The sequence below is a fragment of the Calditrichota bacterium genome (genome assembly GCA_013152715.1).
GTDB lineage: Bacteria > Zhuqueibacterota > Zhuqueibacteria > Thermofontimicrobiales > Thermofontimicrobiaceae > 4484-87.
This window is the reverse complement of sequence record JAADFU010000197.1, coordinates 1-26156: the sequence shown is the minus strand read 5'-3', so window position 1 is coordinate 26156 and position 26156 is coordinate 1. Positions and strand designations below refer to the sequence as shown.

The following is a 26156-nucleotide window of genomic DNA, read 5'->3' as shown; positions in this document are numbered from 1 at the left end:
TAATGAATTGAAAATATGATTTTACATTCATTTTTTAAATCAATAAAAAAAGAATGGCTCTTCCGCGCCATTCTTATTTTTATCCCTCTCTTTCTCATTTTACTCCTTGAATTTTCCCTGCGCATTTTTAATTACGGTCCTGATCTCCGCCTTTTTGTGGATCACCCTGATTTCCCGCAGTATTATCGCATCAATCCGCAATTGGGTTTGCGCTATTTCCCGTCGTTACGTGTGCAACCGGAGACATCGTACGATGTTTTGCTGAAAGAAAAACCGGAGAATGGTTTTCGCGTATTTGTGCTTGGAGGTTCTTCTGCTTTTGGATATCCCTACGGAAAAAATATCGCTTTCTCTTCTTTTTTGAAAGATCGGCTCAATGATTTATTGCCCGAAAAAAATGTGGAAGTCGTCAACCTTGCCATGTGTGCGGTGGGTTCGTATTCGGTGCGGGATATCGGACTGGAGCTTTTCCGCTATCAGCCGGATGCGATTTTGATTTATGCCGGGCACAATGAATTTTACGGCGCTCTCGGTGTCGGCTCCTCGGAATTTGTCGGCAAGTCACGCGGTTTTGTCAATTTTTATTTGAAGCTTCGCCGCTACAAAACATTTCTATTGATGCGCGACCTAATTGTGAAAATTCGCGGCTGGATTTCTCCGGCAAAATCAAATCCTGACGTCCGCCTCATGGAACACATGGCAGCGGAGAAGTTGATCCCGGAAAACAGCGAGCTTTTTCGCAGGGCGGTGGAAATTTATCAGGGGAATTTGTTTGATCTAATTGACAAAGCAGAAAGAGAAAAGGTGCCTGTTTTTCTCGGAGAACTCGTGAGCAATTGGCGGGATCAGCCGCCATTTCGATCAGTGTTCGCTGATTCTGCTGAAAAAGAGGCTTTTAGCAAAGCAAGATTGTTTTTTGATGAAAAAGATTTTCAATCTTCCCAAAAAATTCTGGATAGCCTGATCGTGCGAAACACCAATGCTGCCGATGTCTTTTTTCTGAAGGCTCGCTGTCTGGAAGCGCTGGGGCAACCAGATTCATCAAAGAAATGGTATTTGCGCGCCAAAGATGCCGATGCGCTGCGTTTTCGCGCGCCGGAAGCGATCAATTTTGTTTTGCGAATATTAGCCCGGAATAGTTCTGCGCAAGTGGTTGGTTTGAAATCAATTTTCGCTGCCCGGTGCAAAGACGGAATCATCGGAAATGAACTGATGACCGACCATTTGCATCCCAATGTGCAGGGATATTTTCTCATGGGCAAAGCGTTTTTTGAAGCAATGAAGAATTTTTATCCCTGGGGAGAAAATCAAAAATTCGGGACGATTGCAGCGGATTCAATTTACCGGAAAAATGCCGGAATCACGCGGCTGGATGTTACAGAAGGCGATTTTCGCATTCAAATTTTGAAAAATGGCTGGCCTTTCACAAACAAACCGACGTCGACGGCGACAACAAAATGGGATCGTGACGACGTCGTCGAGAGAACAGCAATGGAAATAATCAGGGAAAAATTGACTTGGGAACAGGCTCACGTTGCTCTGGCGGACTTTTACATCAAACAAAAAAAGTTCGATTCAGCAATTCCGGAATACCAGGCCCTGATTAAGAGGACGCCTTACAATGTGTCTCCTTATTTGCCAGTGGGAAAAATTTACATGCACTTGCGCCGATTTGCTGACGCCGCCGCTATTTTTCAAAAATCTGTCTCCATTGAAAAAACACTGTTCGGCTGTCAGGGCGCCGGCGAAGCCTTGCTTCATTTGAACAAGCCTGAAGAAGGATTGCCTTATTTGACTCAGGCTTTGCAAATGGACAAAAGAAATCCCCTGACTCTGTATTTGTTAGCCAAAAGCTATTACAGAGCAGGGGATGTGAATTCTGCGAAGAAATTTACCTCTCAATTGGCAGAAGTCGCGCCTTCTTTCCCGGGTCTACGGGAGATGCGGCGTCTGCTTTCAAAATAGCTTACCACTGTCCATCTTGCAAATATTTGTCAATGGCAACGGCAGCTTTTTTCCCAGCGCCCATTGCTAAAATCACGGTAGCAGCGCCTGTCACAATATCGCCGCCGGCGAAAACGCCTTTTTTGCTCGTCTTGCCGGTTTCCGGATCCGCGACGATATTGCCCCACTTGGTCAGTTCCAGGTCTTTCACGCTCTGCGTGAGCAGCGGATTTGGTCCCTGGCCGATGGCGATGACGGCAACTTCCACCTCCATGGTGAACTCCGAGCCTTTGATGGGCACGGGTCGGCGTCGTCCGGACGCATCCGGTTCGCCCAATTCCATGCGAATACATTCCATCGACCGCAGCCAACCTTTGTCGTCGCCGATAAAGCGCGCCGGGTTAGTGAGCAGATTGAATTCAATTCCTTCTTCTTCCGCGTTGACGACTTCTTCTTCACGGGCGGGAAGTTCTGTGCGTGAACGACGGTAAACGAGATAGACGTGTTCGGCGCCCAAACGTTTTGCCACGCGAGCGCTGTCCATTGCCACGTTGCCGCCGCCGATAACGGCAACTTTGTCAGCCAGGCGAATCGGGGTGTCGTATTCCGGAAAACGATAAGCTTTCATCAGATTGTTGCGCGTCAAAAATTCATTGGCGGAATAAATTCCGTTCAAATTTTCGCCGGGAATGCCAAGGAAATAGGGGAGACCGGCGCCCGTTCCGATGAAAATCGCTTCGTAGCCTTCTTCGAACAGATCGTCCATGGTCATGGTCTGGCCGATGATAGTATTCACTTCAATTTTCGCGCCTAATTTTTTCACGTAATCGACTTCAACTTCGACAATGCGTTTGGGAAGACGAAATTCGGGAATACCGTAAACCAGCACGCCGCCCGGTTTGTGCAGCCCCTCAAAAACAGTCACATCGTGTCCCTTTTTGGCGAGCTCTCCTGCGACGGTCAAACCTGCCGGTCCGGCGCCGACCACAGCGACTCGTTTGTTGGTTTTTTTCGCCACCTTGGGAATTTCAACTTTGCCCTGGGTTAATTCATAGTCCGCAGCAAAACGCTCCAGTCGGCCAATGGCGATTGGCTGGCCTCGTTTTTCCAAAACGCAGACGATCTCGCATTGCTCTTCCTGGGGACAAACACGGCCACAAACCGCTGGCAGGCTGTTAGTTTCTTTGATTTTGTGAATTGCTCCGATGAAATCATGCTCGCGAATACGCAATATAAAACCGGGAATATCAATTCCCACCGGGCAACCGGAAACGCATGGTTGTTTTTTGCATTGTAAGCAGCGCGCCGCCTCCATGATTGCCATGTCTTCGCTGTAACCCAGCGCAACTTCTTCGAAATTCTGAATCCGCGATTTAGGCTCCTGTTGCGGCATGGGCACGCGAGTTTTTACTTTTTTAATTTCCGCCATTTGCGTTTCCAAACGACAGGCATGATCCCAGTTCGCATGTCTTTCTTCGCGTTCGTACATTTTTTGCCGTGAAATCAACTCGTCGTAATTTACCAGATGCCCGTCAAATTCGGGACCGTCCACGCAGACAAATTTGGCTTCATTGCCAATCGACGCGCGGCAGCCGCCGCACATGCCGGTTCCGTCCACCATGATGGAATTTAAACTCACAATAGTTTTGATCTGGTGCTGCTTGGTTACGTTGGAAACGGCTTTCATCATCACCACGGGCCCGATGGCAATGACGCGATTGATCGTTCTTCCGTTATTTTCGATGATTTTTTTTAGCTCGTCGGTCACAAAACCATGCGTCCCGTAAGAGCCATCGTCTGTTGTAATGTAAAATTCATCACTGATGGCTTTCATTTCATCTTCCAAAATAAGCATTTCTTTGGTTCTGGCGCCAATAATGGAAATGAGGTGGTTTCCTGCTTGGTGAAACGCCTTGGCGATGGGATAGACCGGCGCGACGCCGACACCTCCGCCGATACAAACGACTGTCCCAAAATTTTCAATGTGGCTGGCATGACCAAGAGGGCCGACAACGTCCAGAATTTTTTCGCCTGTTTGAAACATACCCAATTTTCTCGTGGAAGCCCCCACTTCTTGAAAAATTACAGAAATCAATCCTTTGTCACGATCAAACTCGGCGACAGTCAGCGGGATTCGTTCTCCGTAATCGTCGGCGCGCAAAACCACAAATTGACCTGGCTTGACGCGAGAGGCGATTTTCGGAACATACAATTTAAACAAAACCAGAGAAGGTGCTAATTGACGCCGTTCAACGATTTCATTCATCTGAAAGGTGTTCTTGCTCACAACTCGTCCTCTTTTATTTTATGAAATTTCTTATTTATTTTCTTTATCAAGCAGTTTCTTTACGCGACTCACAACTTCTTCCGCTGCGATCGGCTTGTCTGCATAGGCATCCGTCTTCATCCAATGCCCGTCTTCTTGCTGGGAAAATTCAAAACCGGTCTTTTCTTTTGCAGATGAAACAAGAAAAATCTTAACATCGTGGTACAAAGGATTGGATTTGATGGATCTGGCAAAAGTAAAGCCGCTATCATGTTTTTCCATCATCAGTTCCATGACCACGCAGTCCGGTTGCTCATACTGTACTTCATCCAGACCCTGTTGTGTCGTCAGAGCAGTGATAACTTCGAAGCCTTCTGTCTCCAGAGCAGATTTCACTTTTCCTAAAAAATCGGGATCTTTGTCAATGACCAATACCCTTGCTTTTTTTGCCACAGCTTTTTCCTCATTTTTTTATTTATTCTTAAACAAAAGTTTAGTTTGTACAAATCTGATTCTCATGGGTTTTTAGATATTGTGTGAGATAACGAAACGAATCAGTCAAATTTTTTCACGAATCTCGTAACAAAAATAAAAGACCATGAACAGAAAAAGACAGCTATTGGGTTTTCACCATCAATGGCAAAAAAACTGATCAGAAAAACTCAATTTGTCTTTTGGGTAAAATTAAATTTTATTTGTAATTTTCCACCAATTCTTTGGCGGAAAAGAAATATTTGATTTCGTACTCGGCAGTTTCCGGCGCATCAGAGCCATGAACCATGTTTTGCTCTTTGCTGTCGGCGTAAAGTTTTCGAATCGTGCCTTCTTTCGCCTGCGCCGGATCAGTGGCACCGATTAATTTGCGAAAATCTTCTATGGCGTTCTCTTTTTCCAGCACCAGGGGAACGCACGGACCCGAAGACATAAATGCGACGAGATCATAAAAAAAAGGTCTCTGTTTGTGTACCGCATAAAATTCTCCGGCGGTATTGGAATCCAGCTTGACCATTTTCATTGCTACAATTTTGAATCCTGCTTCTTCAATTCGTTTGACGACTTTGCCGATCAAATTTTTTCTCACGCAATCCGGTTTCAGAATCGCCAGCGTCCTTTGTTTCATTCCACTCTCCTTCAAAATTAATAATTTCAATAAGGCTTGGTTATCGATGCGTAAGCATCATGGTTGTGAATGCTTTCGTAACTCTCCACTTCAACCTTGTACCAGATAATATTTTTATTTTTGTTAAATTTTTGGGCGACATTTCTCACAACATCTTCTACAAAATTCGGGTTGTCGTAAGAATGTTCGGTGACATATTTTTCATCTTCTCGTTTGAGCAGCGCGTACACGGAACCGGAGCCGCAATTTTCCACCAGCGCGATGACGTCTTCGATCCACAAAAATCCTTTGAATCGGAGCAGCACATGAATCATCCCGCGCTGATTATGGGCGCCGTAATCGGAAATTTCTTTGGAACAGGGGCAAACCGTCATGATCGGCACGGACACGCCGAGATAGATGCGCATGCGGTCGGTGATTTCTCCGATGAAGCGGCACTGATATTCCATGATTGATTTTGATTTGGAAACCGGCGCCTCTTTTTCGATGAAATAGGGAAATTCAATCTCCAGATGAGCCGACTCCGCATGAAGCCGTTCTTTCATTTCCTTCATAATTGTGCCCATGTTCTGGATGTCGATCTCCCGGCGGTATTTGTTCAAAATTTCCACAAAGCGACTCATGTGCGTTCCGCGAAATTGATGCGGCAGGTTGACGAACATATTGATTGACGCAATGGTGTGTTGTTTTTCGTTTGCCTTATCCTGCAAACAGATCGGATAGCGCAAATTCTTTACGCCAACCTTATCAATTTCGATTCGTCTCGAATCTATTTCGTTCTGCACGTCGCGCATTATTCAGTAATATCCTGTTTTTATTTCATAATTTCGCTATGAGAATTTGGAAATTAATTTATCGATTGTCACGTGAACTTGTTCCATCGTTTTTTTGATGTCGGCGACAAGTTTTTCTGTGTCCACCGAATTCCCTTCCTGCTGATAGCCCATAATTTTCGCTATCGGGCGCAAATATTCAATTTTCAAAATATCGCTCGCAGAGACTGTTAAACGATACAAATCCCTCACCTGTTTCAAAAAATTTCGATATTGAATCAAATTTAATAAATCCGTTTTGCGCTCAGTATCAATTGTCAAAATTTTCTGAATGAGTTTCATATTGAGCGGTTCATTGAGTTGGTATTTCGCCTTGTAGATAAGCAATAAAAATTCAATGTCCCGCAAGCCGCCAATGCCTTCTTTGATGATGATGTTCTGTTTTTGAGTGTTTCTTTTGTCCTTGTGGCGCGAACTCATCTCCTGAATTAATTTTTTGATGTAAATATCGCTTTGTTCAAAAATATGGGGGCGGACGATGCGTTCAATGAATTTTCTTTGGAATTTATTCGTGCCGACAATCATCCGCGCGCTGAGAATTTGAGATTTGTCAATAAAATCTGTCTCGTGATTTGCGGAAAAAAATTCATCCAGATCATCGACGAGAGTAATGTAGCGGCCGAAATGGTCCGCAAATCGATAGTGCGGCATAGTCCCGCGACGCATGATTTCGCAATTCATCATCGAAACGATTTTATTGCAATAACGGCGAATTTCTTCGTCGTCTTCGTCAAGCAAAAATATCAAATCATAATCATCGTCGAAGGCTTGTTCTCTGCCATGACCGCCGGCGGCGCAGATAGCGATGAGATCGCGTGTGGAAAAATATCCGCCGATTTTTCGGTTTACCTCTTGTTTGGAAATATCGAATAAAAGTTTCAAATAATTGTCTGTGAAAAGCGTAAATTCGGAATCCAGCATTTCAATAGGCGATCCCTTTAGCGCTTCAAGCCCCAGCCGCAGAAATTCCAGATCGTGAAAGTCGTTGAGCTGATTTTTGCATTCTTCAAACGTTGTCAAACTGTCGATCGTTCCCAACATCCCTTGTGCGATGTGATCCAGCGCGCTCAAATCTTTCAAATAGGCGATGTAGCTGGGATGTTTGGTAACAATCCGCGTAAAAAATCGCTTGAAATAGTGGCTGGAGTTGCTGTGAATTTCGCACAGATGAACAAGCAATTCCTTGTTCCGTTGGGTGTGCGGTTCCCATAAATCCTGTTCAATTAATCTCGAAAATCTTTTTCTCTGATTGTCCGACAAAATCATGAAAAAATCGTTTAGCAATTTCGGATACCAGCTAAAAACTTTTGTCAGACGGAGCACACGATCGGAACACGTGGTAAGCATTTCCAAAAATGATTCGATGAACGCGCCGCTGATCTCCGGGCAATGCAATTGATGCTTGCGCTGAGCCAAAAGAGTGAGAAATGAAATTGACGGATACAATGCCTGTCGAAACGCCTGACCGTATTTTTTAATGACAACGTTTCGAAAGTGCGGTTTGAGAGAGCGAATATCCCGAATAAAATTTTCCAGCAAGTGGCTGTCTTCGTCATAGATATATTTCAGCACATCATCCCAGTATTTTGCCCCTTTGAAAAAACGGGATTGTCGCAAGAAATCAATTGCCAGATTTCCCGGGTAACTCCGATAGGGTTCCGCTTCTTTCGCCTGACTGGCAATGACTGAAAAACTGCTGATATTTTGAATGTGCACATGGACGTCCTCAAGCAATTGTGCAGTGATTCGTTTTGCTAATTCTGCATATTCATGGTAGTGAATGAGTAAATGGTCCCAGGCGCGAATGGCGCCAATATCGTGATAGCCCAGAGTTTGCGCTACCAGTTGCAAATTATCTTGCATGGCGGGATCGTCCAGATAAATATCATCCTCCAGCCCCACGTAGAGTTGAAAAACGTGGCGGAATACTTCCAAAAAGGACAGCGCTTTTTCCAAATCGCTGTAGAAGGCGCTCCGTTTTTGATCTTTTCGTTTTAAGTCAGCCAGAATTTCCCAGCGGTTTTCACGATGGATGCGAAAAATAGTTTTTCCCGAAAAAATAAGGCCTTGCAACATGCGCAGCGCGTCGTCTTTGGGGTTCAATTTGTCCTGATTGATATTGCGAAAAAGAAAGGAACGGATTTCTCCCAAGATTCCGCGCAAATATGCCTCGTGATATCTATTGTCGCGACGCTTTTGGTAATAATAGCGGAAAATAATTTCTTGCAGAAATTGTTTGAAAAGCCGTTTGCTGCCAAAAATCGGTACGGCGTTCAGCATTTCTGTGATGATGATAAAATCCTGAATCTCCGCATCGAGCAACCCGTTGAATTCCTCGATCGATGCCGTGTAAAATTCCACGCCCACGTGCTCTGTGAGATAAAAGTGCAATTCCGTCGCTCGTCTGAACATCTCCTGGCTCAGTTGGTGCATGACGAGATTGAGAGATTTTCTTTTCGGCGAGCCGTCGTCAATCACTCCCAGATCAATGTCGTCCTGATGCGCCAGCGAGCCGACTCCCAAAACGACAAAGTCGGGCAAATCCTGGATTTTGGACATCAGTCCCAACAAACGCTGCATGTAAGCGGCGGTCAATTTTCGGAAATCTTTTCCCGAATTGATCATGAAATCTTTGAAAATAGGAATACGCTGTTCTAACGTGGAGGTTTCGGCTAATTGGAGGCGAAGAACGTCGATGGAGCGAATGTTCAAATGAAGCATTTGCAAAGAATAGTAACAGGCAAGAAAAGCTAATTTTTCCTCTAATGTTCTCCCGACGCTGAGAATAACATCCATCTCTTCGCTCAGTCTTGGTGTCCCTTGCCAAAAATGGATATATTCAACCTTTCCCGCATTTTCCAAGCTGGCAACGAGTGAATCAAAATACTTGTCAATTGTCCGAATATATTTCTGGTGTTGATTCCCGAGCGAATTAGCTCTATTTTTTAACCTGATTAAATATTTTTGCAAGGTTCATTCAAACAAATTTTTTTAAAATTTCAATGAAAAAATGAATTTATCTTAAGAAATAGTTCTGTATCAGGCGATCAAAGTCGCCCCGATTCAATGTGATTTGTAATCGTGAAAATCATTCAAAAAAACAGCGAACTATTGGTTAGTTGACTTTTTTCGCGCTATTTCAAGACCATATTTTCTTCCGATTGAGAGCGCGCGTTGATTCATTTCTTCGGTGCCTTTGGGCACGCGCGCCAGTACCGCCGATTCTATAGCTTCATAGCTAACAATGTCTGTCAACGCTTGCAAAATTCCCAGCGCGACAATGTTGGCAACCATAACTCGGCCCACGTCGCTGCGAGCAATTTCAATTATCGGAATTTGGTAAATATTCGCATTGACCTGCGGAAGAGTCTTGACGGCGTCGGCGTCAACGAGCAGAATTGCGTTTTCTTTCAAATCTTTCGAATATCGGTTGCAAGCTTCCTGAGTCAACGCCAGCAAAAAGTCGATGTGCATCGCTTTGGGGTAGTCGATCTCTTCGTCAGAGATGATGACTTCCGACCGACTGGCGCCGCCACGCGCTTCAGGCCCATAAGATTGGCTTTGTGTCGCATTTTTGTTGTCATAAATCGCTGCCGCTTCAGCCAGGATTTTTCCGGCCAAAACCAATCCCTGTCCGCCTTCGCCGCTTAATCGTATTTCATAACGATAGCTCATATCAAACGCTCTCCTGGTGATTTTTATTTGTTGGATTTTTGGAATTTTTCAATTAATTTCAAATAGTTTTCCGTGTATTCTGGCTTATCGTCGTCCACGAGAATACCGGTAACGATTTTGTCGGCCAATTCATCGGGTTCCATTTGGGCTGCTTTCGCCAATGATACTGACACCGGTTTCAAATCCTTGATCATGCGCGCGCCGTTTCCGAGGCGATTTCTACGGCCAAAGGCCGTCGGGCACGGCGTCATCACTTCTACCACGGAAAAGCCTTTTTTTTGAATTGCCTTTTCAATCATTCGGTCAAGTTTTACGGCATCATAGACTGTTCCCCGGGCGACAAAACTCGCTCCTGCTGCTTGAGCTAATCCACTGATATTAAAAGAATTATCAATATTGCCAAAAGGCGCAGTACTGGCAAGAAATCCGCGAGGAGTCGTCGGCGAAACCTGTCCGCCGGTCATACCATAGATATTGTTATTGAACAAAATTACTGTCAGGTCGATATTTCGTCGCGCCGCATGAATATAGTGATTGCCGCCGATCGCCGTGGCGTCGCCATCGCCTGTGACGACGATTACTGTCATCTCCGGCTTCACCATTTTGATGCCTGTGGCGTAGGCGATCGCTCTGCCATGCGTCGTGTGCAAAGTATTGAAATCTACATACCCGGTCAGGCGACTGGAGCAACCAATTCCGGATACCATCGCTATTTCATCTTTCGACAGGCCGGTTCGGTCGATGGCGCGCAGCATCGCTTTCAAAACAATGCCGTCGCCGCAACCGGCGCACCAGATGAGCGGTAATTTGTCGAGGCGTAAATATTTTTCGTAATCAAACATCGTTTTTCCTTTTTTCTAATCGGATTACAAATAGAATGGTATTTTTAAACATTCAAATATGCACTGGCTGATAAAATTTTATTGCTTGTCTAATTTTTCAAACGCTTCTAAAATTTCTAATGGATTAATCGGCTCTCCGTCCACCCGATTAATTTTCATTACTTCGCATTTTCCGCGGGAAGCCCATTCCACTTCATGGGCAACCTGTCCGAAATTGAGTTCGGGAACAATAATGACGTCGACATTTTCCGCCATCTCTAAAACTTGTTCCGCGGGAAAAGGCCAGATGACTTTTGTGCGAAGCGAGTGAATTTTTATTCCTTTCGCGCGCGCCATGGAAGTCGCCTGTTTTGCCGATCTGGAAGTGGAGCCAAAGGAAAAAATGCCGATGCGCGCTCCTTTATCTTTTTCGTTTTCAAACTCAATAATCTCGTTTTTGTATCGTTCGACCTTGCGATTTAACCGATGGAGGAAACGGTTGATTTCTTCGCCGTTGTTGGTGGGAAAACCGGTTTCGTCGTGCACCAAACCGGTGACGTGATAGCGGTAGCCCTCGCCAAAACTCACAAACGGCGGAATGTCTGTTTCTGTCATCTGATAGGGGAGATATTCTTCCGGAGGAATGTTCGGCTTGGTTCGTTCCCAGACATCGACTTCTGACGGGTCGGGAAGACTGACTTTTTCGCTCACGTGGGCGATGATTTCGTCCATCAGCAGAATCACTGGCACACGGTAGCGTTCGGAAAGATTGAATGCGCGAACGGTGAGCTCGAATGTTTCTCTGACGCCATTGGGCATCAGTACAATAATCGGATGGTCGCCGTGCGTCCCCCAGCGAGTTTGCATGATGTCGCCTTGTGCAGCAAGAGTCGGAAGACCGGTGCTGGGCCCGCCGCGCATAACATTGACCACGACGCAGGGGACTTCCGTTAATGAAGCATAGCCCAAATTTTCCTGCTTCAGGGAAAACCCGGGGCCGCTGGTTGCGGTCATGGATTTTGCGCCTGTTAGAGACGCGCCGATTATTGCGCCCATTGAGGAGATTTCATCTTCCATCTGGATGAATTTACCGCCAACTTGCGGAAGTTTTTCTGACAAAATTTCTGCAATTTCTGATGAGGGAGTGATAGGATAACCTGCAAAAAATCGACAACCGGCGACAATAGCGCCTTCTGCGCATGCTTCGTTGCCCGTCATCACGCGGACGTTTTTTTGATTTTCCATCTACTGCAACTTCCTTTTAGTCAAATAGTAAACTATTAATTCAGATTGATATATGTTATTTAAAAAAATAGCGCTTAAAACGAGATTTCTCTCGCGGGAATTGCCGTCGCGCCGCTTCTGACAATAGAATTTAAATATTCTCATTTTCGCTTCGTCGCTGTGACGTCACTTATTTTTCGTGACGATAATGGCAAAATCCGGGCAATGCAACTCGCACAGACCACAGGCTGTGCATTTTTCCAGATTGACGACCTCGACCAGCGGGCCGTTCATGGCTAAAACGTCAAAAGGACAGAATTCTACACAAATTTCACATCCTTTGCAGAGCTCTTCTATTATCTTGATTTCATGGAGTTTTTTTGTTTTTTCCATCTTTCGTCTTTCGTCCTTTGCAGTGGTTTTGGTTATTAGCTAATTCTTGCCAGATTTGGTTTGTTTCACGAGTCGAATGTCATTGCCGTTGCCTTTGGCGCGCTTTCGCGTTGTATTTATCTTGAAAATAACGTCCGCAACGCAGACATTTGAATATTTCCACCGTTTCTACAATTTTTTTGTCCTAATTTTTTGCCAAATAAGATGCTAATATAATCAATTCAATCACTTTATGCAAGCAGAATTTGTGATAATTTTCAAAAAAAGTTAGACCTGTTTTCCCGCAACCATGCCGAACATTATTGTAAAAATATCTAAAATTTGTTCGTTCGTAATTTTTGCCCTTTGAATTTTAGAGACTTTGAGGCGGCAGAGTTTTTTACGCTAATTTCGTGACTATTCAGCCTCGAAGCCGCCAAGGCTCCAAAATTTAATTAGTGAGTAAAAAAATAATTTTTGGGGAACCGCTTTGAATAAAAATGTGTTTTGAACAAGCGCTCAGCTTCATTCAGAGGTTGCAATCAGTCAATTTGTCCAAAACAAATGCGTGGTGATTGTTTGAATCCGAGAATCATATCGTTTGAAAAAGTCTGACGTAAAAGTATTGCTGACTTTTGCCTAAACAATATTGCCATCTCAATTTTCGAAAACACTGGCAATAAATTTTTTCAATATTTTAGTATTCTCTTACATTGGAAAGTAGTTTGTGCTAATTTGTTACTAATATGAATGACCAGTTGGAAAATTTTAAGTAAAATAGCAATGAAAATAATAAAAGCCTTACGGCTTAATTCCTAAATTGGAGTAATTCCTAAATTGGAGTGGAGTTAAGGCGTCAGCCTTTTAAAAACAATAAATTAGCGACTTATGTTCAATTTTAACTGGTCATTCGCATTACTAATTTAAAATTAGAGTCTTCGAGGCTTTGTGGCTGAATAGTTACCTAATTTCTTCATAACAATAAAAAAATACTTGATTTTGCCCGATTTATTATTTATACTTTGTTAAGATGGATTAACGGTGAAGCGCGTCGGCGCGACAAATTAATTCGGGACCATTTTGGCGCAGACGTTGTTCCAGTTTAGCTCACTGCAATTTAAGATTGGAAATTATTGCGTAAAAATGAGTAGAGAGAATTTTTGTTAATTTTGAATTAAAAAAGGGAAAAAATTATGCAATTTCCCCTGGACGATGAAATCAGCGGTTTCTATCTGGACGACGGGACAAAAATCGACCCCAATTTGATCGCGAAACCGGGCCTGTGCGTCTCGTGCCGATTGGATGACAGCCTTGACCCGGAAGACGAAATATTATGCATATTGACGCGAATCGATCAACGGGACGAGGCTGATTTTCAGTGCGGCGGTTATGTGCCGAAACGGTTTGAGTGAAACGAAAATATTTGCTTTGGGGCAAAATTTTCAATTGCACAACATTCTCATTGCGCACAAGCAGAAAACAAAGCGGGCAAAATGTGCCAATAATCTCAAAAAGGAAAATCAAGCTCATTCCGAAGAAAGTGAGATTCACAACAAGGAGAGAGGAACATGTGTCTTGCGGTGCCGATGAAGGTTATTGAGATTGACGGAAATCGGGCGAAAGTTGAAATGGGCGGAACAATGCGCGTTGTGGGCCTGGACATTATCGATCCGCTGCCGAAAGTCGGGGATTACGTGATTGTCCACGCCGGGTTTGTGATAAATATTATTGACGAAGCAGAGGCGCAGACAATCCTGCACGATTTTGCGGTCTTATTCGGAGACGACGATGAAGTACATTTCTGAATATCGCGATCGAACGTTGTGCGAAAATCTGTCGGAAAAAATAAAGCGCAGCCATCGCAAGCCGATCAATTTGATGGAAGTCTGCGGCACGCATACCATGTCCATCGCCAGGAACGGCATTCGGCAGATTTTACCGGAGACGATAAATTTAATTTCGGGTCCAGGATGTCCGGTGTGCGTGACTTCTCAGTATGAAATAGATCAATTTATCGAATTGGCGAATCAGAAAGACGTCATCGTTACCACTTTTGGGGATTTGATGCGCGTTCCCGGGAGCCGTTCTTCTCTGCAAAAGGAGCGCGCCAATGGCGCCGATGTCCGCGTTGTTTATTCCACGCTCGATTGTCTGGCTATTGCGCAAAAAAATCCTGCCAAAGAGGTCGTCTTTCTGGGTGTCGGATTTGAGACCACGGCGCCCACGATTGCTGCGGCTATTTTGGCTGCCGAAAATAAAAATTTGAAAAATTTTTCTGTCATTTCCGCCCATAAAATTGTGCCTCCGGCATTGGTTGCGCTCATGGAAAATGCGCAGGTCAACGTCGACGGTTTTATTTGCCCGGGACACGTTTCAGTGATCATTGGCGCTCAAGCATACGCGCCGATCGCAGAAAAATACCATGTCCCGTGCGTTGTGACCGGTTTTGAGCCGGCGGATATTTTGCAAGGATTGTTCATGCTGGTCGAACAGTTTGAAAACGACGAGGCGAAGGTTGAAATTGCCTATCGCCGGACCGTGACCTGGGAAGGGAATAGGCGGGCGATGCAGATTTTGGATCAGGTGTTCGAATCAGTAAATGCAGAATGGCGCGGATTGGGCGTGATTGCCGGCAGCGGTTTGAAAATCAGGGATGAGTTCAGCGAATTTGACGCATTGCGGAAATTTGCTCTGGACGTACCCTATGCCGCGGATCCGCCGGGTTGTGCCTGCGGCGAAATTCTTGCCGGCACGAAGAATCCGTTCCAATGCCAGCTGTTCGGAAAAAGCTGCACGCCGGAGACGCCGGTCGGGCCGTGCATGGTTTCTTCGGAAGGAACGTGTGCGGCATATTTTCGATATCGCGCGCGCGACATTGAATTGTGAGAAAACTGGCTTTTTCAGATAGTTTTCTTTTTCCCGCTGACAAAATATTCTTCGGGTTCATCTACCCACCAGTTTACGTCGAAATTTTGCTGTTCAAACATCTCTTTCATCTTTTCTGCCGACGGCAAGTTGTGATCCGCGACGACGCCGTTTAAACCAGCGTGGAAGGCGTTAAGTTGGCGGCTGCCTTGCAAATGAATGATTGCCAACTCTCCGCCTTGGCGCAGCGCTTGCCAGCATTGACGAAGGGCGAGATTTTTGTTTTTCAAATGGGGAAAAACCTGAAAGGCAATGATGATATCGACGCTGTTTTTTTGCACAGGCAAGCGGAGAATGTCGCCGCACAGAATTTCAATTTGATGATTGGTATGGTTTGCAGCCTCCAAAGCCATGCTTTCTGCAAAATCAAGCGCGATAATTTGCGCGTCTAAATCAGCAAGCCGGAGCAAATGCGGAAACAGGGCGCCTGTCCCGCAACCCACGTCGAGAATTCGTTTGGCGCCGGAAAAAGGCAGTCGGCAGAGCAAGCTAAATAACTTACTGTCGTCGATGAGCTGCATTTTCTCCCAATCTGCCGCCAGACCGTTGAAATAGGACCGGAGTGGCTGATCTAGTTCAGGATTTAACGAGAAGTCAATTTTCTTTGCCATAATAACTTTAAGATGATTGGTACTCCAGCGAGCTGAAGCAAAATTCCGGGCGTTGATTCCACTATTTTGTAAAAAGAAAAAATTTCCCCGGGTAAATTGAGCAACGGCGCAATGACAAATCCCATCGCGATTAAGGACAACCTTTCGGCGACAATACTGACGATTAAACTGCTCCAGACAGGCCATTTCTGTCGCTGGTAAAGATAGGATGCCAATCCCGCCGCAGTGACGCCTTCCACCGTCATGATGGGCGTCGTCGGAAACAGCGGCGGCATTCCCGTTAATATGCTCGAAAGAAAAGGCCCCAAAAGTCCCACTAAAATTGCGTAGGGAAATTCGATAATAAATCCCGCTAACAAAATTGGCAGAAACATGGGCAAAAAAATGGCGCCTACTCCCATGCTGTGAAAAACGATGGGAACGACTACGCAGAGCGCTAAAAAGAGCGCGATGAGAATTAAATTCTTTGTTTTGCTTTGCATCAAATCTTCGGTTTTAGTTAGAAATTTATGTCCCATCTTCCGTAAAATGTTCTGCCGGGCATGGGATAGCCTTTGAGAATTTCGTACGATTCATCCAGCAAATTTTCCACCGTGAGAGAGAATTCCATTTTTTTCAAAAAGCGATAGCCGATTTTTGCGTGCGCCAGCGAATAGTCTCCCATTTTTTCAAATACCGTCTTCGGCGGAAAACCTTGCGGTTGATAGCTGGCATAAAGATTAGTAACGTACTCGCCGTAAAGCGAAGCGGTCAATTTGCCTCTCTGGTAAGCGAACCAGAAGTTGAATTTATTCGGCGAAAACGGGAGCGTTGTTTTAGAATCAAGATAGGAATAGGATAAATTGGCAGACACGCTATTGAAAAATTTTCCGCGCAGCGACGCTTCAACGCCTTTTGCTTCATTGGATCCGGTGTTCAGGTTTTGCATTTGTCCGGGAACAAGCATCACAGTTTCGATGAATTGATCGCCTTTGTAGTAAAAACCGCACACATCGACAGAGAACCGGGAATTGAAATACTGCGTCCATCCCAATTCGTAATTCCACAACCGTTCCGGTTTCAAAGCTTGATTTGCCGGCGGAAAGAGAAACAGGTCTTTCACGGACGGCGTACGGAAGCCTTTGGATACTGTGGCGCGAATCGCTGTTTGCGCGAACGGATGAAAAGTGACGCCGAATTTCGGAATCCATTCCGTGCCGAAGTGAGAATTATTTTCAGCGCGAATGCCGGCGGCGAGCACTAATTTTTTCACAAAATTTTTCTGCAAATGCAAATAAAGAGCGCGCTCGTCGTTGAAATAAGTCCCCAATTTTGTGCCGTTGGATTCCGATGTGCCGCCGAAACGTTTGATGTCAAATCCCACCGTGGTTTTGATTTCGTGGGGAAAATAAAAGTTCTGGAAAGCGATAACGCCATTGGTCTGGTCGTCGGAAACCCAGCCGTCGGAAAGCGCGTGATGACCGAAATTCCCGTGAATTTTGATGTTTCCGTCAGAATGAGCAAATTGGTTGGAAATGGTCAAATCCATGGAATTGCGTTCAATTTTGCCGTAATCGAAATAGCCGTTCAGCGCGATATTTTCAGGTCCCGGATCGTGGAAAGTGTACGGCGTGGATGAACCTTGAAATGTAAGCTTGAATTTGTCGCTCAATTTGTAGCCCAATTTCAGAGCGAAATTTTTACTTTCAAAATTGCTATTTTCACGATGGCCGTCAGATTTGTTCATGCCGGCTGATAGCAAATATTGGAGTTTGCCCACAATTCCGCTGTGTTGAAACAGATATTTCTGGCTGTTGTAGCTGCCGTAGCCGGCCTGAAAATGAGTGTGAAAACCGGACGCAGGCAATTTTTTTGTGATGATATTGATCACGCCGCCCAAAGCGTTGGTGCCGTAAACCGCCGAGCCGGGTCCGCGCAGCACTTCGATGTGATCGACGTTATCCAACAAATAGGCGTCGTTGAGCGGGTGGCCGAAAATTCCTTGGAAATCAGGTCTGCCGTCGATGAGCACGAGTACCTCGCTGTTGGGTTTGCCGCCGATGCCGCGAACCGTAATGCTACCGCCGGCCAGCGCTGCGACGCCGTATCCCAGAGTTGAGCGCCGCGTTGTGTAAACGCCGGGCGCGAAATAGGAGATCGCGTCGGCAATATTGACGAGATCTGTGGAGTTGATTTCTTGTTGGGAAATGATCGAGACTGAAGCAGCGACGTCTTTGAGAGGAAGTTGGTAGCGTTGCCCGGTGACAACGACCGGTGCAAATCGATATTTCACTGAATCAGCCGAGAGAGAATTTGTCTCTGCGATATTTGGAGTTGATTGAAAAAGAGAAAAAATGAACAACGAGAGAAAGAAAAGTCCGGAACGAAAAAAAGTCATTTTGTCCTCCTGTGTTACGAAAATATAAATAGTGCTACCACAAAATTTAAAAAAAACTATTTTTCAAACATCTGCACCCTGCGTCGTTGTCACCAGCTTACCGTGTTTGACGCCCTTAATAGAGATGAGTTTGTCAGCCAGATGTCGGATTGTTTTTGTCTTTCCTGTTACTGCAAGAACTTCAAGACAGTTGTGGTGATCCAGATGCACGTGCATGGTTGAAATAATATTGCTGTTAAATTCATGTTGTACAGTGGTTAAAATGTGGGTGAGATCTCCGATGTGGTGATCATAAATTAAAGTGATTGTTCCCAAAGATTCTGTTTCGCCATCCTGCCAGCGGGCGTGAATGATTTCGTCACGGATCAGATCGCGAATGGCTTCCGATCGCGTGGAATAATTTCGCTCGCGAATGAGCCGGTCAAATTGCTCCAACAGATGGTCTTCAATGGAAACGCCAAAACGAATTAGTTTGCTCATGATTTGCCTCGTGCTACGTTTGTCCTTAAAAATAACACAATAAAATCAAAATGTCAAGAAAAAAATGGCTAAATATGTAAAACCTCAGTTAAAGATGTAATCTTGAAACTGCTGAAGCAGTTTGTTGAGCACTTGTGCGAATTTAGGTTTTTGTTCAACTTTCATTTTTGAACAAAAACCTAAATTTAGAGGTTGTCCGAAAAATAGGAATGCAAATTTGCATTCCCTACATACTTATCCTGAAGAACTTTTCAAATTTTCCTTGCCTATTTAAATTAAAATTTTTATTTTCAAAGAGTTTCGTGTTGTCGTTTTGAATTCAAGGGTTCGGCTAATATTTTCCGGCAAAATGCAGCGCAAGCCTAAAACCCAAAACTCGTAACTCAAAACCCGAGAGCGCAGATGGAAAAAATTCTTCTCGACCACGGCAGTGGCGGCAAAGCTTCGCATCGTTTGATTAGTGACACTATTTTTCGATATTTTCAAAACCCGATTCTTGCAGCGATGGACGACAGCGCCTCGCTGGAAATTGATGGCTGCAAATTGGCTTTTTCCACGGATTCCTACACCGTGGATCCGATATTTTTCCCGGGCGGCGACATTGGCGAATTGGCGATTAACGGCACCGTGAACGACCTCGCCATGATGGGGGCGACGCCGCTTTATCTGAGCGTTGGTTTCATCATTCAGGAGGGATTTCCTGTCGCTGATCTGGAAAAAATATTGGATTCTATGAGCACGGCAGCGCAGAAAGCGAATGTCCAAATCGTCACTGGCGACACTAAAGTTGTGCCTCTGAATGCGGCAGACAAAATTTTTATTAATACTTCGGGTATTGGCGTTATCCCGGATGGAATTGAAATTAACGGCAGGAATGCGCGCCCGGGCGACAAAATCATCATCAGCGGAACGATCGCGGATCACGGCATCACTGTTTTAACGCAGCGCGAAGGTTTGACTTTTGAATCGTCGCTGCAAAGCGACACGGCCGGACTCAATCATCTTGTGTCTGAATTGCTTGTTTTCCGCAAAAAAATTCACGTTTTGCGTGATCCCACGCGTGGCGGATTGGGAACCACACTCAATGAGATTGCTCGACAGTCAAATGTGGGCATTGTCATTGAAGAAGACAAAATTCCGCTGACAGATGCGGTGAGCGGCGCTTGCGAATTGTTGGGGCTGGATCCGCTTTATTTGGCAAATGAAGGAAAAATGATCGCTATTGTTGCGGGGGAGATTGCTGACGAAGCACTTGCGTTAGTGAGCAAAAATGCGTTGGGAAAAAATGCGGCGATCATCGGCAAGGTCATTGAAAAAAATCCCGGTCGCGTAGTGTTGGAAACTTCCATCGGCGGCAGGCGAATTGTGGACATGCTCACCGGAGAGCAATTGCCGAGAATTTGTTAGATAACACGCCTGGCGCCGGTGTAACGCAATCGGTAATATCTTTTGCTCAAAGAACTGATGGTAACGCCTTTTGACGCGGAGGAATGAATGAATTTGTCGCTGCCAATGTAAATGCCCACGTGCGTCACCGGGTAGCCCGTACCATATTTGCTGAAAAAAACGAGATCGCCAAATTGTAACTGTTCTCTGACCGGCGTACCGACGCGAAACTGATTTTTGCTTGTCCGCGGGAGGTAAATGCCCTGCTGGCGAAAAAGTAGCATCACCAAACCGGAGCAGTCAATGCCGGATTTGCTTGTTCCGCCCCAGCGATAGGGCGTTGCCGGAGGTCCCAGAAAATCGAGCATCGCCTGCCACATGAGTTCACGATTGAGTCGGGATCTGTTCGCAGAATTGTAGTAAATCGGTTGCTGCGGAGGCGTATTTTTCGGCTGCAAATAAGGCTGTTGCGAATAGTTCGGCGGCGCCGGTTTGCGTTTGAACTTTTTTTGATCCGAGCGATAGAGCTGCGCTTTTTTCTTTTCCAATTCTTTGACAAAACGAATTTCTTCCCTAACTAATTTTTTCGGCGAACTAATATTGTCTTCACTGTCAATACGAATCAGAATGGAAGTGGCTAATTTTTCCGGCGTTAATCCCTGCTGCGCTCCGGAAATCAACCCGTCGTAAACGGCAGTAATCAAATCCGGAGACCAGTTGTTTTCCATGGCGTGAAAATAGATTTCATTGGCAACGAAGCTAGAAATCCCGTTTTGCAGCGCTCTGTCTAATTCACGCTGGGCGGCAGATTCACGATCCGAAGCTGCGGAAGGCTGTTGATTTTTTTGTAGTAAAAAATTCTCGGCCTCGGCAACGATTTCCGCAGCCGGCTTCGACGATATCTGCTGATCGATGCTGATGATGAAAGTCAGCGCTAATTGCCGCGGCTTGAGCCCTTTTTTTGTTCCGGAAATCAGCCCGTCAGTTGCCGCTACTATTGTCGCACTGTCCCAACCATTGTAAATCGCATAACTGATAAATTCCTGCGTCACCAGCGGATCAATGCGGGCGTCCATGAGTTTCTCAATTGATTTGGCAGCCTTTTCCAATTGATCTGCTGATATTTGCGTGGAAATTCCGATAATTGCCAGATCTCGCACAAAAGCGTCCGACGCTCCGTTGCGTTCTGCCAGATAGCTTTTGAATCCAATCTCGGCGACGGCCTCCAGCGATGCGTCTTCAAAAATGAGCGCGGACATGATGGCGCCGATGTTTTTCAAGATTTTGCTATTTGGAGCTTCCCGGACGAGAAGAGGCTGAAATTGTTCGTTGAGATTTTTGATCAGTTGCTGTCGCTGATTTTGTGAAATACCGTCGATGGAGTTAACAATCTGCTGGAGCGCCGGATCTGGGTGCTGGCTTTGTCCGTGAAGCGACCCGCTCAAAAAAATAATCGCCGTCGCAAAAAATATTGCGGCGAAAAATTTGAAAGTAATCATAGGATTATTCTCCGGGAAGTTATCAAATTTCCATGTGGTCACATTGAATAGCTGCGAAAAATATTCGTGAAGAATGGAAATGCCGCCAGTCTATTTTCTGACTTCCACATGAGCCAATTTTTCAAAAAATTGAATGATACCGCCGTGATCATCGTCCTCCTTGCCGTCAGCGATTAACGCCGAAAAAATTTGATCCATGATGCCGGTCAGTGGCAGCGGGACGTTCAAATTTTTTGCTGTCTTCAGAGCGTTTTGCACATCTTTACGATGAAGTTGGATTTTAAAACCGGGTTTAAAATTGCGCTCAATCGCAAGGGGGATTTTGGCGTCCATCATTTTGCTGCCGGCGAGGCCGCCCCTGATGGCTTGAAAAAGTTTTTCCGGTTGAATATTTGCCTTTTGTGCGAGTACGAATGCCTCGGACACTGCCGCCATGTTGAGTGCGACGATGATTTGATTGGCAAGCTTGGCGTAGCCGCCAGCGCCGATTTCTCCGACGCGCACGATTGATTTGCCCAGTACTTTGAAGAGGGGCAAACATTTCCGGAAAACATTTTCTTTTCCGCCGACCATGATCGCCAGCTCGCTCCTGATAGCTCCCGTTTCCCCGCCGCTGACAGGAGCGTCTAACATTTCCATGCCTTTTTCCGCTAATTGCCCGGCAATTTTTTGCGAGACAATCGGCTCGATGGAACTCATATCAATCAGAATTTTTCCCGGGCTGGCTTTTTCAATCATTCCCTTCTTTCCGAGGACGACTAACTCCACATCCGACGAATCGGGAAGCATGGTGATAACGATTTCCGAGCGGTCAGTAATTTCTGCGGGAGAACTTGTTTTTTCGGCGCCTGCCTGCGCCAACTCCTCAACTGGTTGGCGGCTCCTGTTGTGCACGATCAGGTGAAATCCGGCGCGAAGGAGATTTTTTGCCATGGGTTTCCCCATGATTCCTAACCCAATAAAACCAATTATTGGTTTTTGCGAATTAGCCAATTCTGTTTCCTTCAATTTTTTGAAAAATTTTCGTTTTCATTTTAACGCAAAATTTCCATTTTGAATATAGAAATTGCTTTGTTTAAAATCAAGATAAATTATTTGAGACCCGTGAGGAAGGCTGTGATAGGAGGTTTTTTGAAAAATAATGAGAAATAAAAAAGGCGGTCTGATGCACCAATCAGACCGCCTACTCTGAGGAAAAGTGGGTACTACAACTAAATCAGAGGGAGGTTCTATTTTGAAAAAATTAAATTACCGACGATTGAAAATGTTAAAAAATATGGTGCCGCTTGACAGTTATTGCCCGGCAATCTTTTAGCCCAGATTCTTGACACTCATTTCTTTCCATTTTCCTTCAATGGCAAAGTACACCAAAACTCTTCGACTTTGTTTTTGATCTTTTATATTTTTCTTGAGTTTCTTACGGTTAATGATCACGACGTTATTTTCTCCCCGCAGCATCATCTCCTCATTCTCTTTTTTTATTTTGGACATCTGATATTTTTCGCTGCTCATGCGAACAATCTGATCCGCTAAAAGCGAGGCGTCACTTTTTTGCATCTCTTCGTTTTCATTTACCGAATCAGTTTCTGTCAGAGTCAGATTCCTACCCTTTTTTCTCTTTGCCATGTAAGGTGCATCTCCTTCCTGAAAAAAGTTGCGCTATTGTTCTCATGGTTTTTTGAGAACGTGCTCCCAAGTATATATTATAAAAAAGGGGTCAAATATTGAAAAAAAATTGAAATTATTTATTATAAATTTTTAACAAGTTGAATTTTTTGATAATTGCGTTGATTTTTGTTTTATAAGATACAGTGTCTAACTTCTAAAAAAACAAAGCAAAAGACCTTGCTTCTGCAATTTTGCCGAACTGAACTTATTAGTGAGAAAAAAAATAAAAAATGATTTCGCATGGGTCATTATCTCGGGAAATTTTCGTTTAACTTTCGCCTGTTTGAAGAAAACAATCTGCGAGAAAAGGCAAATACCATTGAAAATATTGATAAATTAGCAGAATAATTAACTTATAAATTGAAACATTAAGATAAATTCACTTGCTTTATTGAGAATGATTTATTAGATTAAAAAAAATGTTTTTTTAGCAAATTGGGGTACATAAGTGGATTCTGAAAGAGAGTTGATCAAAAGGATTCAGAACGGAGACCCACATGCGAAGAAGGAACTGGTGGATCGATTCTTACCCCGCGTTAGGAAACTTGTGGAAATCCGCGTCGGTCGCGATAATGATCAGTTTGATGATATTGTGCATGATACCATCGTGGCAATTTTTGAAAGTATTGAAAGGACATACGAGATAGATAAATCGGCTTCATTGGGTTCTTATGTCTATGGTATTACCAATAATAAAATCAGAGACTATTATCGGGACAGCAAAAAAGAGGCGGAGCTTTATCAGGATATTGCCTTGGATAGTCTGATTTCAGCGACAAATGCAGAAATAACTCTGGAGAGGGAAGAATTTCAAAAACAGCTTAAAAAAGAAATTTCGAAACTAAAAGAGAAATACAGAATCGTTCTTTACTTGCGTTATTATGAAGGATTGACAATTTCGCAACTGTCTGAAAAAATTAAACTTCCGCCCAAACGAGTAAGCGAAAGATTGCACTATGCCTTAATGCTGCTCAAGAAAAATTTGCAAAAAAAATAAAAAATTTTTCAATATTTTGCCTTCTTTTTATAATATATTATTGGGAAGCAATATGAAATGAATTAAAAAGGGCAAAAAATATAAAGAGGGTACAAATGACTTGTCAAATTAAAGATCGACCTAAATACGTTGAATTGTATTTAGGAGGTAAGTTGCTTGGCAAAGAAAAAGAGCAGTTTGAGGAGCACATTTTTGAATGTGATTTGTGTTTTCAAGAACTTCTTTTTCAGCAGGAGACCGCGAAAGTGATTGCGGCGGAAGGCCAAAGAATATTAGCGCCCAAAACGAAACTTGAATCCGTCAAACAGAGGTTGGCGCAGGCATTGCAAAATTTCGTCCCTTCTTTGGGCGATGTTCGCTGGAACCATGTTTTCGCTTATGCTTCGGTAGCGGCGCTTGTTCTCATCGGCAGTTATTTTATTTTCAATCCGTTGGGTTCAAACTCATTATCCATGAATTTCGATAATCATGTGCCGTATAAATTTAGCGCTTTACGCCTGCGCGGCAATTCGGGTCGTTTGCAAATTGATCCGACTCTGGATATATTTGTCAAAAATTTTGAGTCGGCAATAGGCGATTATAATATTTTTGAATACAAGAGCGCCATCTGTACTTTTGACAAATTAGCGCCGTTAGCGAAAAGAATACTGCAGGAACCCGAGTCGAAAGCGCGTTTGCCGTGGGTGAGGGATTACTATTTTTACAAGGGTCTTTCCCACCTTGCCGTTGCCAGCGCTAAAAACACTAGCCATGAAATTAAAGAAAATCAGATCAGTATTGCTGTGGAGGATATTCAGCGAGCAATAGCAATTTCGCAGAAATATGCATTGAACAAAACTGATCGGGAAAACTATTTTTTGATGATGGCTTTATTGGTCAAAGGCGATCGTGAAAAGGCGCAAAACGTTCTGAAGCAAATTTCGGAAACCAGTCCGTTTCTTTTTAAGGCGAAAAAATTGTTGTCCCAATAAATTTAAGCAAACTTTTCTGATCCGCTCGTATCTTATTTAAACAAGGCAAGATTTGCAAAAAGGCTGGTGCTTTCTCTAAAACGCGGTTCTCTGTGCTTTAAATTGCAGACAGTGCGCGGAAGAGCCATTTCTACCCATGGAAATGGCTCTTATTTTTTTGACTGATAATTAATTTTTTAGCGATGAATAGCAAAACTGTGATTTTTGACTTCTCTCTCTTCTTCTCTATCTTTAATTTATTCCCAAATTTTCAGGTTTTATTTGTGTGTTGCTATTTCTTGTCGAGCAAAAGGAATGAAAAAAATTTATTGTTCGGGCGTAAATTTTTTACATTATGAAATTTCAATGAGAAAGGTTATTCGCTCGCTGTACTGGAAGCTATCTTTTTTGTTTGGGATGTAACTTTAATATAAATAGATTGATAAGAAAATACATAAATAGCAAAAAAATATCTTCCGCTTCAATGGTATCAATATTGCTTTAACCAATGTAAAAATATTTTGAAAAAAATCAAAAAATAATTCAATATTTTGGGTCTTTTTTATAATATATAATAAAGGGGACAATCGGACAATTAAGTCCAAAGAATAAAAAATAAATTGTTATAATGCAACTGTTTTTTGAACAAATAAATAAAACACAATTTTATTTTACACTTTAATAATTACGGAGGTGATCATGTACAAAATTATTTTAATGTTGTTAGCGTGGACATTGTTGGGCTTTGGTTTGATGGGTCCAGCGTTGATGCTGCACCCGGACTTTTCACAGACGCCGGTCATCAGTCAGGATAACGGCGATGACATTGGTGGCGATATTGTTGTGCAAAAATCGATGAGTCAGGACGTTCCGCAGGTTGGGCACGAGCCGCTTCCCCCGCCCCCGCCGCCCCCGCCGGGAGAGGATGATTACCAACTGGCGGATTTGAGCGTCACGACCCCCGGGGGTTGATTTTCGGAGTCGTCGTAACATTTGGCTTGAAACTGC

The 26156-nt window shown here is 44.1% G+C and carries 24 protein-coding genes; 8 read left to right on the top strand and 16 right to left on the bottom strand.

Features of this window, described 5'->3' with window-relative positions:
* Positions 1 to 15 precede the first annotated feature (15 nt).
* Entirely contained in the window at positions 16 to 1965 is a 1950-nt protein-coding gene (locus GXO74_15705) for a tetratricopeptide repeat protein (GenBank protein NOZ63096.1), read from the top strand.
* 1 nt (position 1966) lies between these two features.
* Here GXO74_15705 and GXO74_15700 read toward each other — a convergent pair whose 3' ends face one another.
* The 9 genes from GXO74_15700 to GXO74_15660 form a co-directional block, all read right to left on the bottom strand.
* Positions 1967 to 4210, bottom strand: coding sequence for a bifunctional dihydroorotate dehydrogenase B NAD binding subunit/NADPH-dependent glutamate synthase (locus GXO74_15700; protein NOZ63095.1), 2244 nt, complete (start codon positions 4208 to 4210; stop codon positions 1967 to 1969).
* A gap of 51 nt (positions 4211 to 4261) precedes the next feature.
* The gene (locus tag GXO74_15695; GenBank protein ID NOZ63094.1) at positions 4262 to 4663 is read right to left on the bottom strand and encodes a response regulator transcription factor; all 402 of its coding nucleotides are present in this window, start codon (positions 4661 to 4663) and stop codon (positions 4262 to 4264) included.
* A 238-nt stretch (positions 4664 to 4901) separates the two neighbouring features.
* Entirely contained in the window at positions 4902 to 5330 is a 429-nt protein-coding gene (gene ndk, locus GXO74_15690) for a nucleoside-diphosphate kinase (protein NOZ63093.1), read from the bottom strand.
* A gap of 26 nt (positions 5331 to 5356) precedes the next feature.
* Positions 5357 to 6124 carry a GTP cyclohydrolase I FolE2 gene (locus GXO74_15685; protein NOZ63092.1) on the bottom strand — a complete coding sequence of 256 codons (768 nt, stop codon included), beginning with the start codon at positions 6122 to 6124 and terminating at the stop codon, positions 5357 to 5359.
* A 36-nt stretch (positions 6125 to 6160) separates the two neighbouring features.
* Entirely contained in the window at positions 6161 to 8959 is a 2799-nt protein-coding gene (locus tag GXO74_15680; protein ID NOZ63091.1) for a hypothetical protein, read from the bottom strand.
* A gap of 312 nt (positions 8960 to 9271) precedes the next feature.
* Positions 9272 to 9838 carry a 2-oxoacid:ferredoxin oxidoreductase subunit gamma gene (locus GXO74_15675; GenBank protein NOZ63090.1) on the bottom strand — a complete coding sequence of 189 codons (567 nt, stop codon included), beginning with the start codon at positions 9836 to 9838 and terminating at the stop codon, positions 9272 to 9274.
* A 23-nt stretch (positions 9839 to 9861) separates the two neighbouring features.
* On the bottom strand, positions 9862 to 10680 hold the full coding sequence (locus GXO74_15670; protein NOZ63089.1) for a 2-oxoacid:ferredoxin oxidoreductase subunit beta: 819 nt from the start codon (positions 10678 to 10680) through the stop codon (positions 9862 to 9864).
* 78 nt (positions 10681 to 10758) lie between these two features.
* Positions 10759 to 11904, bottom strand: coding sequence for a 2-oxoacid:acceptor oxidoreductase subunit alpha (locus tag GXO74_15665; GenBank protein NOZ63088.1), 1146 nt, complete (start codon positions 11902 to 11904; stop codon positions 10759 to 10761).
* 165 nt (positions 11905 to 12069) lie between these two features.
* Positions 12070 to 12276: a 4Fe-4S dicluster domain-containing protein gene (locus tag GXO74_15660; GenBank protein NOZ63087.1), complete on the bottom strand. Its 207-nt coding sequence runs from the start codon at positions 12274 to 12276 to the stop codon at positions 12070 to 12072.
* Positions 12277 to 13448: 1172 nt separating this feature from the next.
* Here GXO74_15660 and GXO74_15655 point away from each other — a divergent pair.
* From GXO74_15655 to hypD, 3 genes are all read left to right on the top strand, one after another.
* The gene (locus tag GXO74_15655; protein NOZ63086.1) at positions 13449 to 13667 is read left to right on the top strand and encodes a hypothetical protein; all 219 of its coding nucleotides are present in this window, start codon (positions 13449 to 13451) and stop codon (positions 13665 to 13667) included.
* A gap of 156 nt (positions 13668 to 13823) precedes the next feature.
* Entirely contained in the window at positions 13824 to 14060 is a 237-nt protein-coding gene (locus tag GXO74_15650) for a HypC/HybG/HupF family hydrogenase formation chaperone (GenBank protein NOZ63085.1), read from the top strand.
* Positions 14044 to 15141, top strand: a complete 1098-nt coding sequence (gene hypD / locus GXO74_15645) for a hydrogenase formation protein HypD (protein ID NOZ63084.1) — start codon at positions 14044 to 14046, stop codon at positions 15139 to 15141. The genes GXO74_15650 and hypD overlap by 17 nt, the downstream gene beginning before the upstream one ends.
* 14 nt (positions 15142 to 15155) lie before the next feature.
* Here hypD and GXO74_15640 read toward each other — a convergent pair whose 3' ends face one another.
* From GXO74_15640 to nikR, 4 genes are all read right to left on the bottom strand, one after another.
* On the bottom strand, positions 15156 to 15791 hold the full coding sequence (locus GXO74_15640; protein NOZ63083.1) for a class I SAM-dependent methyltransferase: 636 nt from the start codon (positions 15789 to 15791) through the stop codon (positions 15156 to 15158).
* The gene (locus GXO74_15635) at positions 15764 to 16273 is read right to left on the bottom strand and encodes an ECF transporter S component (protein ID NOZ63082.1); all 510 of its coding nucleotides are present in this window, start codon (positions 16271 to 16273) and stop codon (positions 15764 to 15766) included. The genes GXO74_15640 and GXO74_15635 overlap by 28 nt, the downstream gene beginning before the upstream one ends.
* Positions 16274 to 16290: 17 nt before the next feature.
* Positions 16291 to 18168, bottom strand: coding sequence for a TonB-dependent receptor (locus GXO74_15630; GenBank protein ID NOZ63081.1), 1878 nt, complete (start codon positions 18166 to 18168; stop codon positions 16291 to 16293).
* Positions 18169 to 18231: 63 nt separating this feature from the next.
* Entirely contained in the window at positions 18232 to 18648 is a 417-nt protein-coding gene (gene nikR / locus GXO74_15625) for a nickel-responsive transcriptional regulator NikR (GenBank protein ID NOZ63080.1), read from the bottom strand.
* Positions 18649 to 19050: 402 nt separating this feature from the next.
* Between nikR and hypE the strand changes: the two genes are divergently transcribed.
* Positions 19051 to 20055 (top strand): hydrogenase expression/formation protein HypE, encoded by a 1005-nt coding sequence (gene hypE / locus GXO74_15620; GenBank protein ID NOZ63079.1) that lies wholly within the window; start codon positions 19051 to 19053, stop codon positions 20053 to 20055.
* On the opposite strand, the gene GXO74_15615 is transcribed toward hypE, so the two are convergent.
* From GXO74_15615 to GXO74_15605, 3 genes are all read right to left on the bottom strand, one after another.
* A complete protein-coding gene (locus GXO74_15615; GenBank protein NOZ63078.1) occupies positions 20052 to 21533 on the bottom strand; it encodes a hypothetical protein in 1482 nt (493 codons plus the stop codon). The genes hypE and GXO74_15615 overlap by 4 nt on opposite strands.
* 90 nt (positions 21534 to 21623) lie before the next feature.
* On the bottom strand, positions 21624 to 22478 hold the full coding sequence (garR, locus tag GXO74_15610; GenBank protein ID NOZ63077.1) for a 2-hydroxy-3-oxopropionate reductase: 855 nt from the start codon (positions 22476 to 22478) through the stop codon (positions 21624 to 21626).
* A 366-nt stretch (positions 22479 to 22844) separates the two neighbouring features.
* Complete coding sequence (locus GXO74_15605; protein NOZ63076.1) at positions 22845 to 23159, bottom strand: hypothetical protein; 315 nt, start codon at positions 23157 to 23159, stop codon at positions 22845 to 22847.
* A 490-nt stretch (positions 23160 to 23649) separates the two neighbouring features.
* On the opposite strand from GXO74_15605, the gene GXO74_15600 reads away from it, so the two are divergent.
* The 3 genes from GXO74_15600 to GXO74_15590 all read left to right on the top strand — a co-directional run bounded on the left by GXO74_15600 (position 23650) and on the right by GXO74_15590 (position 26120).
* A complete protein-coding gene (locus tag GXO74_15600) occupies positions 23650 to 24198 on the top strand; it encodes a sigma-70 family RNA polymerase sigma factor (GenBank protein NOZ63075.1) in 549 nt (182 codons plus the stop codon).
* A gap of 95 nt (positions 24199 to 24293) precedes the next feature.
* Positions 24294 to 25169 carry a hypothetical protein gene (locus tag GXO74_15595; protein NOZ63074.1) on the top strand — a complete coding sequence of 292 codons (876 nt, stop codon included), beginning with the start codon at positions 24294 to 24296 and terminating at the stop codon, positions 25167 to 25169.
* Between the two features lie 678 nt (positions 25170 to 25847).
* Positions 25848 to 26120 carry a hypothetical protein gene (locus GXO74_15590; GenBank protein ID NOZ63073.1) on the top strand — a complete coding sequence of 91 codons (273 nt, stop codon included), beginning with the start codon at positions 25848 to 25850 and terminating at the stop codon, positions 26118 to 26120.
* Positions 26121 to 26156 lie beyond the last annotated feature (36 nt).

What these genes read in the sequence shown, in the direction of transcription:
- GXO74_15670 (NOZ63089.1), bottom strand. Translation starts at nt 10,680, where the DNA reads ATGTTTGATTACGAAAAATATTTACGCCTCGACAAATTACCGCTCATC.
- GXO74_15640 (NOZ63083.1), bottom strand. Translation starts at nt 15,791, where the DNA reads ATGGCAAAGAAAATTGACTTCTCGTTAAATCCTGAACTAGATCAGCCA.
- GXO74_15615 (NOZ63078.1), bottom strand. Translation starts at nt 21,533, where the DNA reads ATGATTACTTTCAAATTTTTCGCCGCAATATTTTTTGCGACGGCGATT.
- GXO74_15685 (NOZ63092.1), bottom strand. Translation starts at nt 6,124, where the DNA reads ATGCGCGACGTGCAGAACGAAATAGATTCGAGACGAATCGAAATTGAT.
- GXO74_15590 (NOZ63073.1), top strand. Translation starts at nt 25,848, where the DNA reads ATGTACAAAATTATTTTAATGTTGTTAGCGTGGACATTGTTGGGCTTT.
- GXO74_15595 (NOZ63074.1), top strand. Translation starts at nt 24,294, where the DNA reads ATGACTTGTCAAATTAAAGATCGACCTAAATACGTTGAATTGTATTTA.
- ndk (NOZ63093.1), bottom strand. Translation starts at nt 5,330, where the DNA reads ATGAAACAAAGGACGCTGGCGATTCTGAAACCGGATTGCGTGAGAAAA.
- nikR (NOZ63080.1), bottom strand. Translation starts at nt 18,648, where the DNA reads ATGAGCAAACTAATTCGTTTTGGCGTTTCCATTGAAGACCATCTGTTG.
- GXO74_15705 (NOZ63096.1), top strand. Translation starts at nt 16, where the DNA reads ATGATTTTACATTCATTTTTTAAATCAATAAAAAAAGAATGGCTCTTC.
- GXO74_15680 (NOZ63091.1), bottom strand. Translation starts at nt 8,959, where the DNA reads ATGGATGTTATTCTCAGCGTCGGGAGAACATTAGAGGAAAAATTAGCT.
- hypE (NOZ63079.1), top strand. Translation starts at nt 19,051, where the DNA reads ATGGAAAAAATTCTTCTCGACCACGGCAGTGGCGGCAAAGCTTCGCAT.
- GXO74_15630 (NOZ63081.1), bottom strand. Translation starts at nt 18,168, where the DNA reads ATGACTTTTTTTCGTTCCGGACTTTTCTTTCTCTCGTTGTTCATTTTT.
- GXO74_15655 (NOZ63086.1), top strand. Translation starts at nt 13,449, where the DNA reads ATGCAATTTCCCCTGGACGATGAAATCAGCGGTTTCTATCTGGACGAC.
- GXO74_15665 (NOZ63088.1), bottom strand. Translation starts at nt 11,904, where the DNA reads ATGGAAAATCAAAAAAACGTCCGCGTGATGACGGGCAACGAAGCATGC.
- GXO74_15660 (NOZ63087.1), bottom strand. Translation starts at nt 12,276, where the DNA reads ATGGAAAAAACAAAAAAACTCCATGAAATCAAGATAATAGAAGAGCTC.
- GXO74_15675 (NOZ63090.1), bottom strand. Translation starts at nt 9,838, where the DNA reads ATGAGCTATCGTTATGAAATACGATTAAGCGGCGAAGGCGGACAGGGA.
- GXO74_15650 (NOZ63085.1), top strand. Translation starts at nt 13,824, where the DNA reads ATGTGTCTTGCGGTGCCGATGAAGGTTATTGAGATTGACGGAAATCGG.
- GXO74_15635 (NOZ63082.1), bottom strand. Translation starts at nt 16,273, where the DNA reads ATGCAAAGCAAAACAAAGAATTTAATTCTCATCGCGCTCTTTTTAGCG.
- GXO74_15605 (NOZ63076.1), bottom strand. Translation starts at nt 23,159, where the DNA reads ATGGCAAAGAGAAAAAAGGGTAGGAATCTGACTCTGACAGAAACTGAT.
- hypD (NOZ63084.1), top strand. Translation starts at nt 14,044, where the DNA reads ATGAAGTACATTTCTGAATATCGCGATCGAACGTTGTGCGAAAATCTG.
- garR (NOZ63077.1), bottom strand. Translation starts at nt 22,478, where the DNA reads ATGGGGAAACCCATGGCAAAAAATCTCCTTCGCGCCGGATTTCACCTG.
- GXO74_15700 (NOZ63095.1), bottom strand. Translation starts at nt 4,210, where the DNA reads ATGAATGAAATCGTTGAACGGCGTCAATTAGCACCTTCTCTGGTTTTG.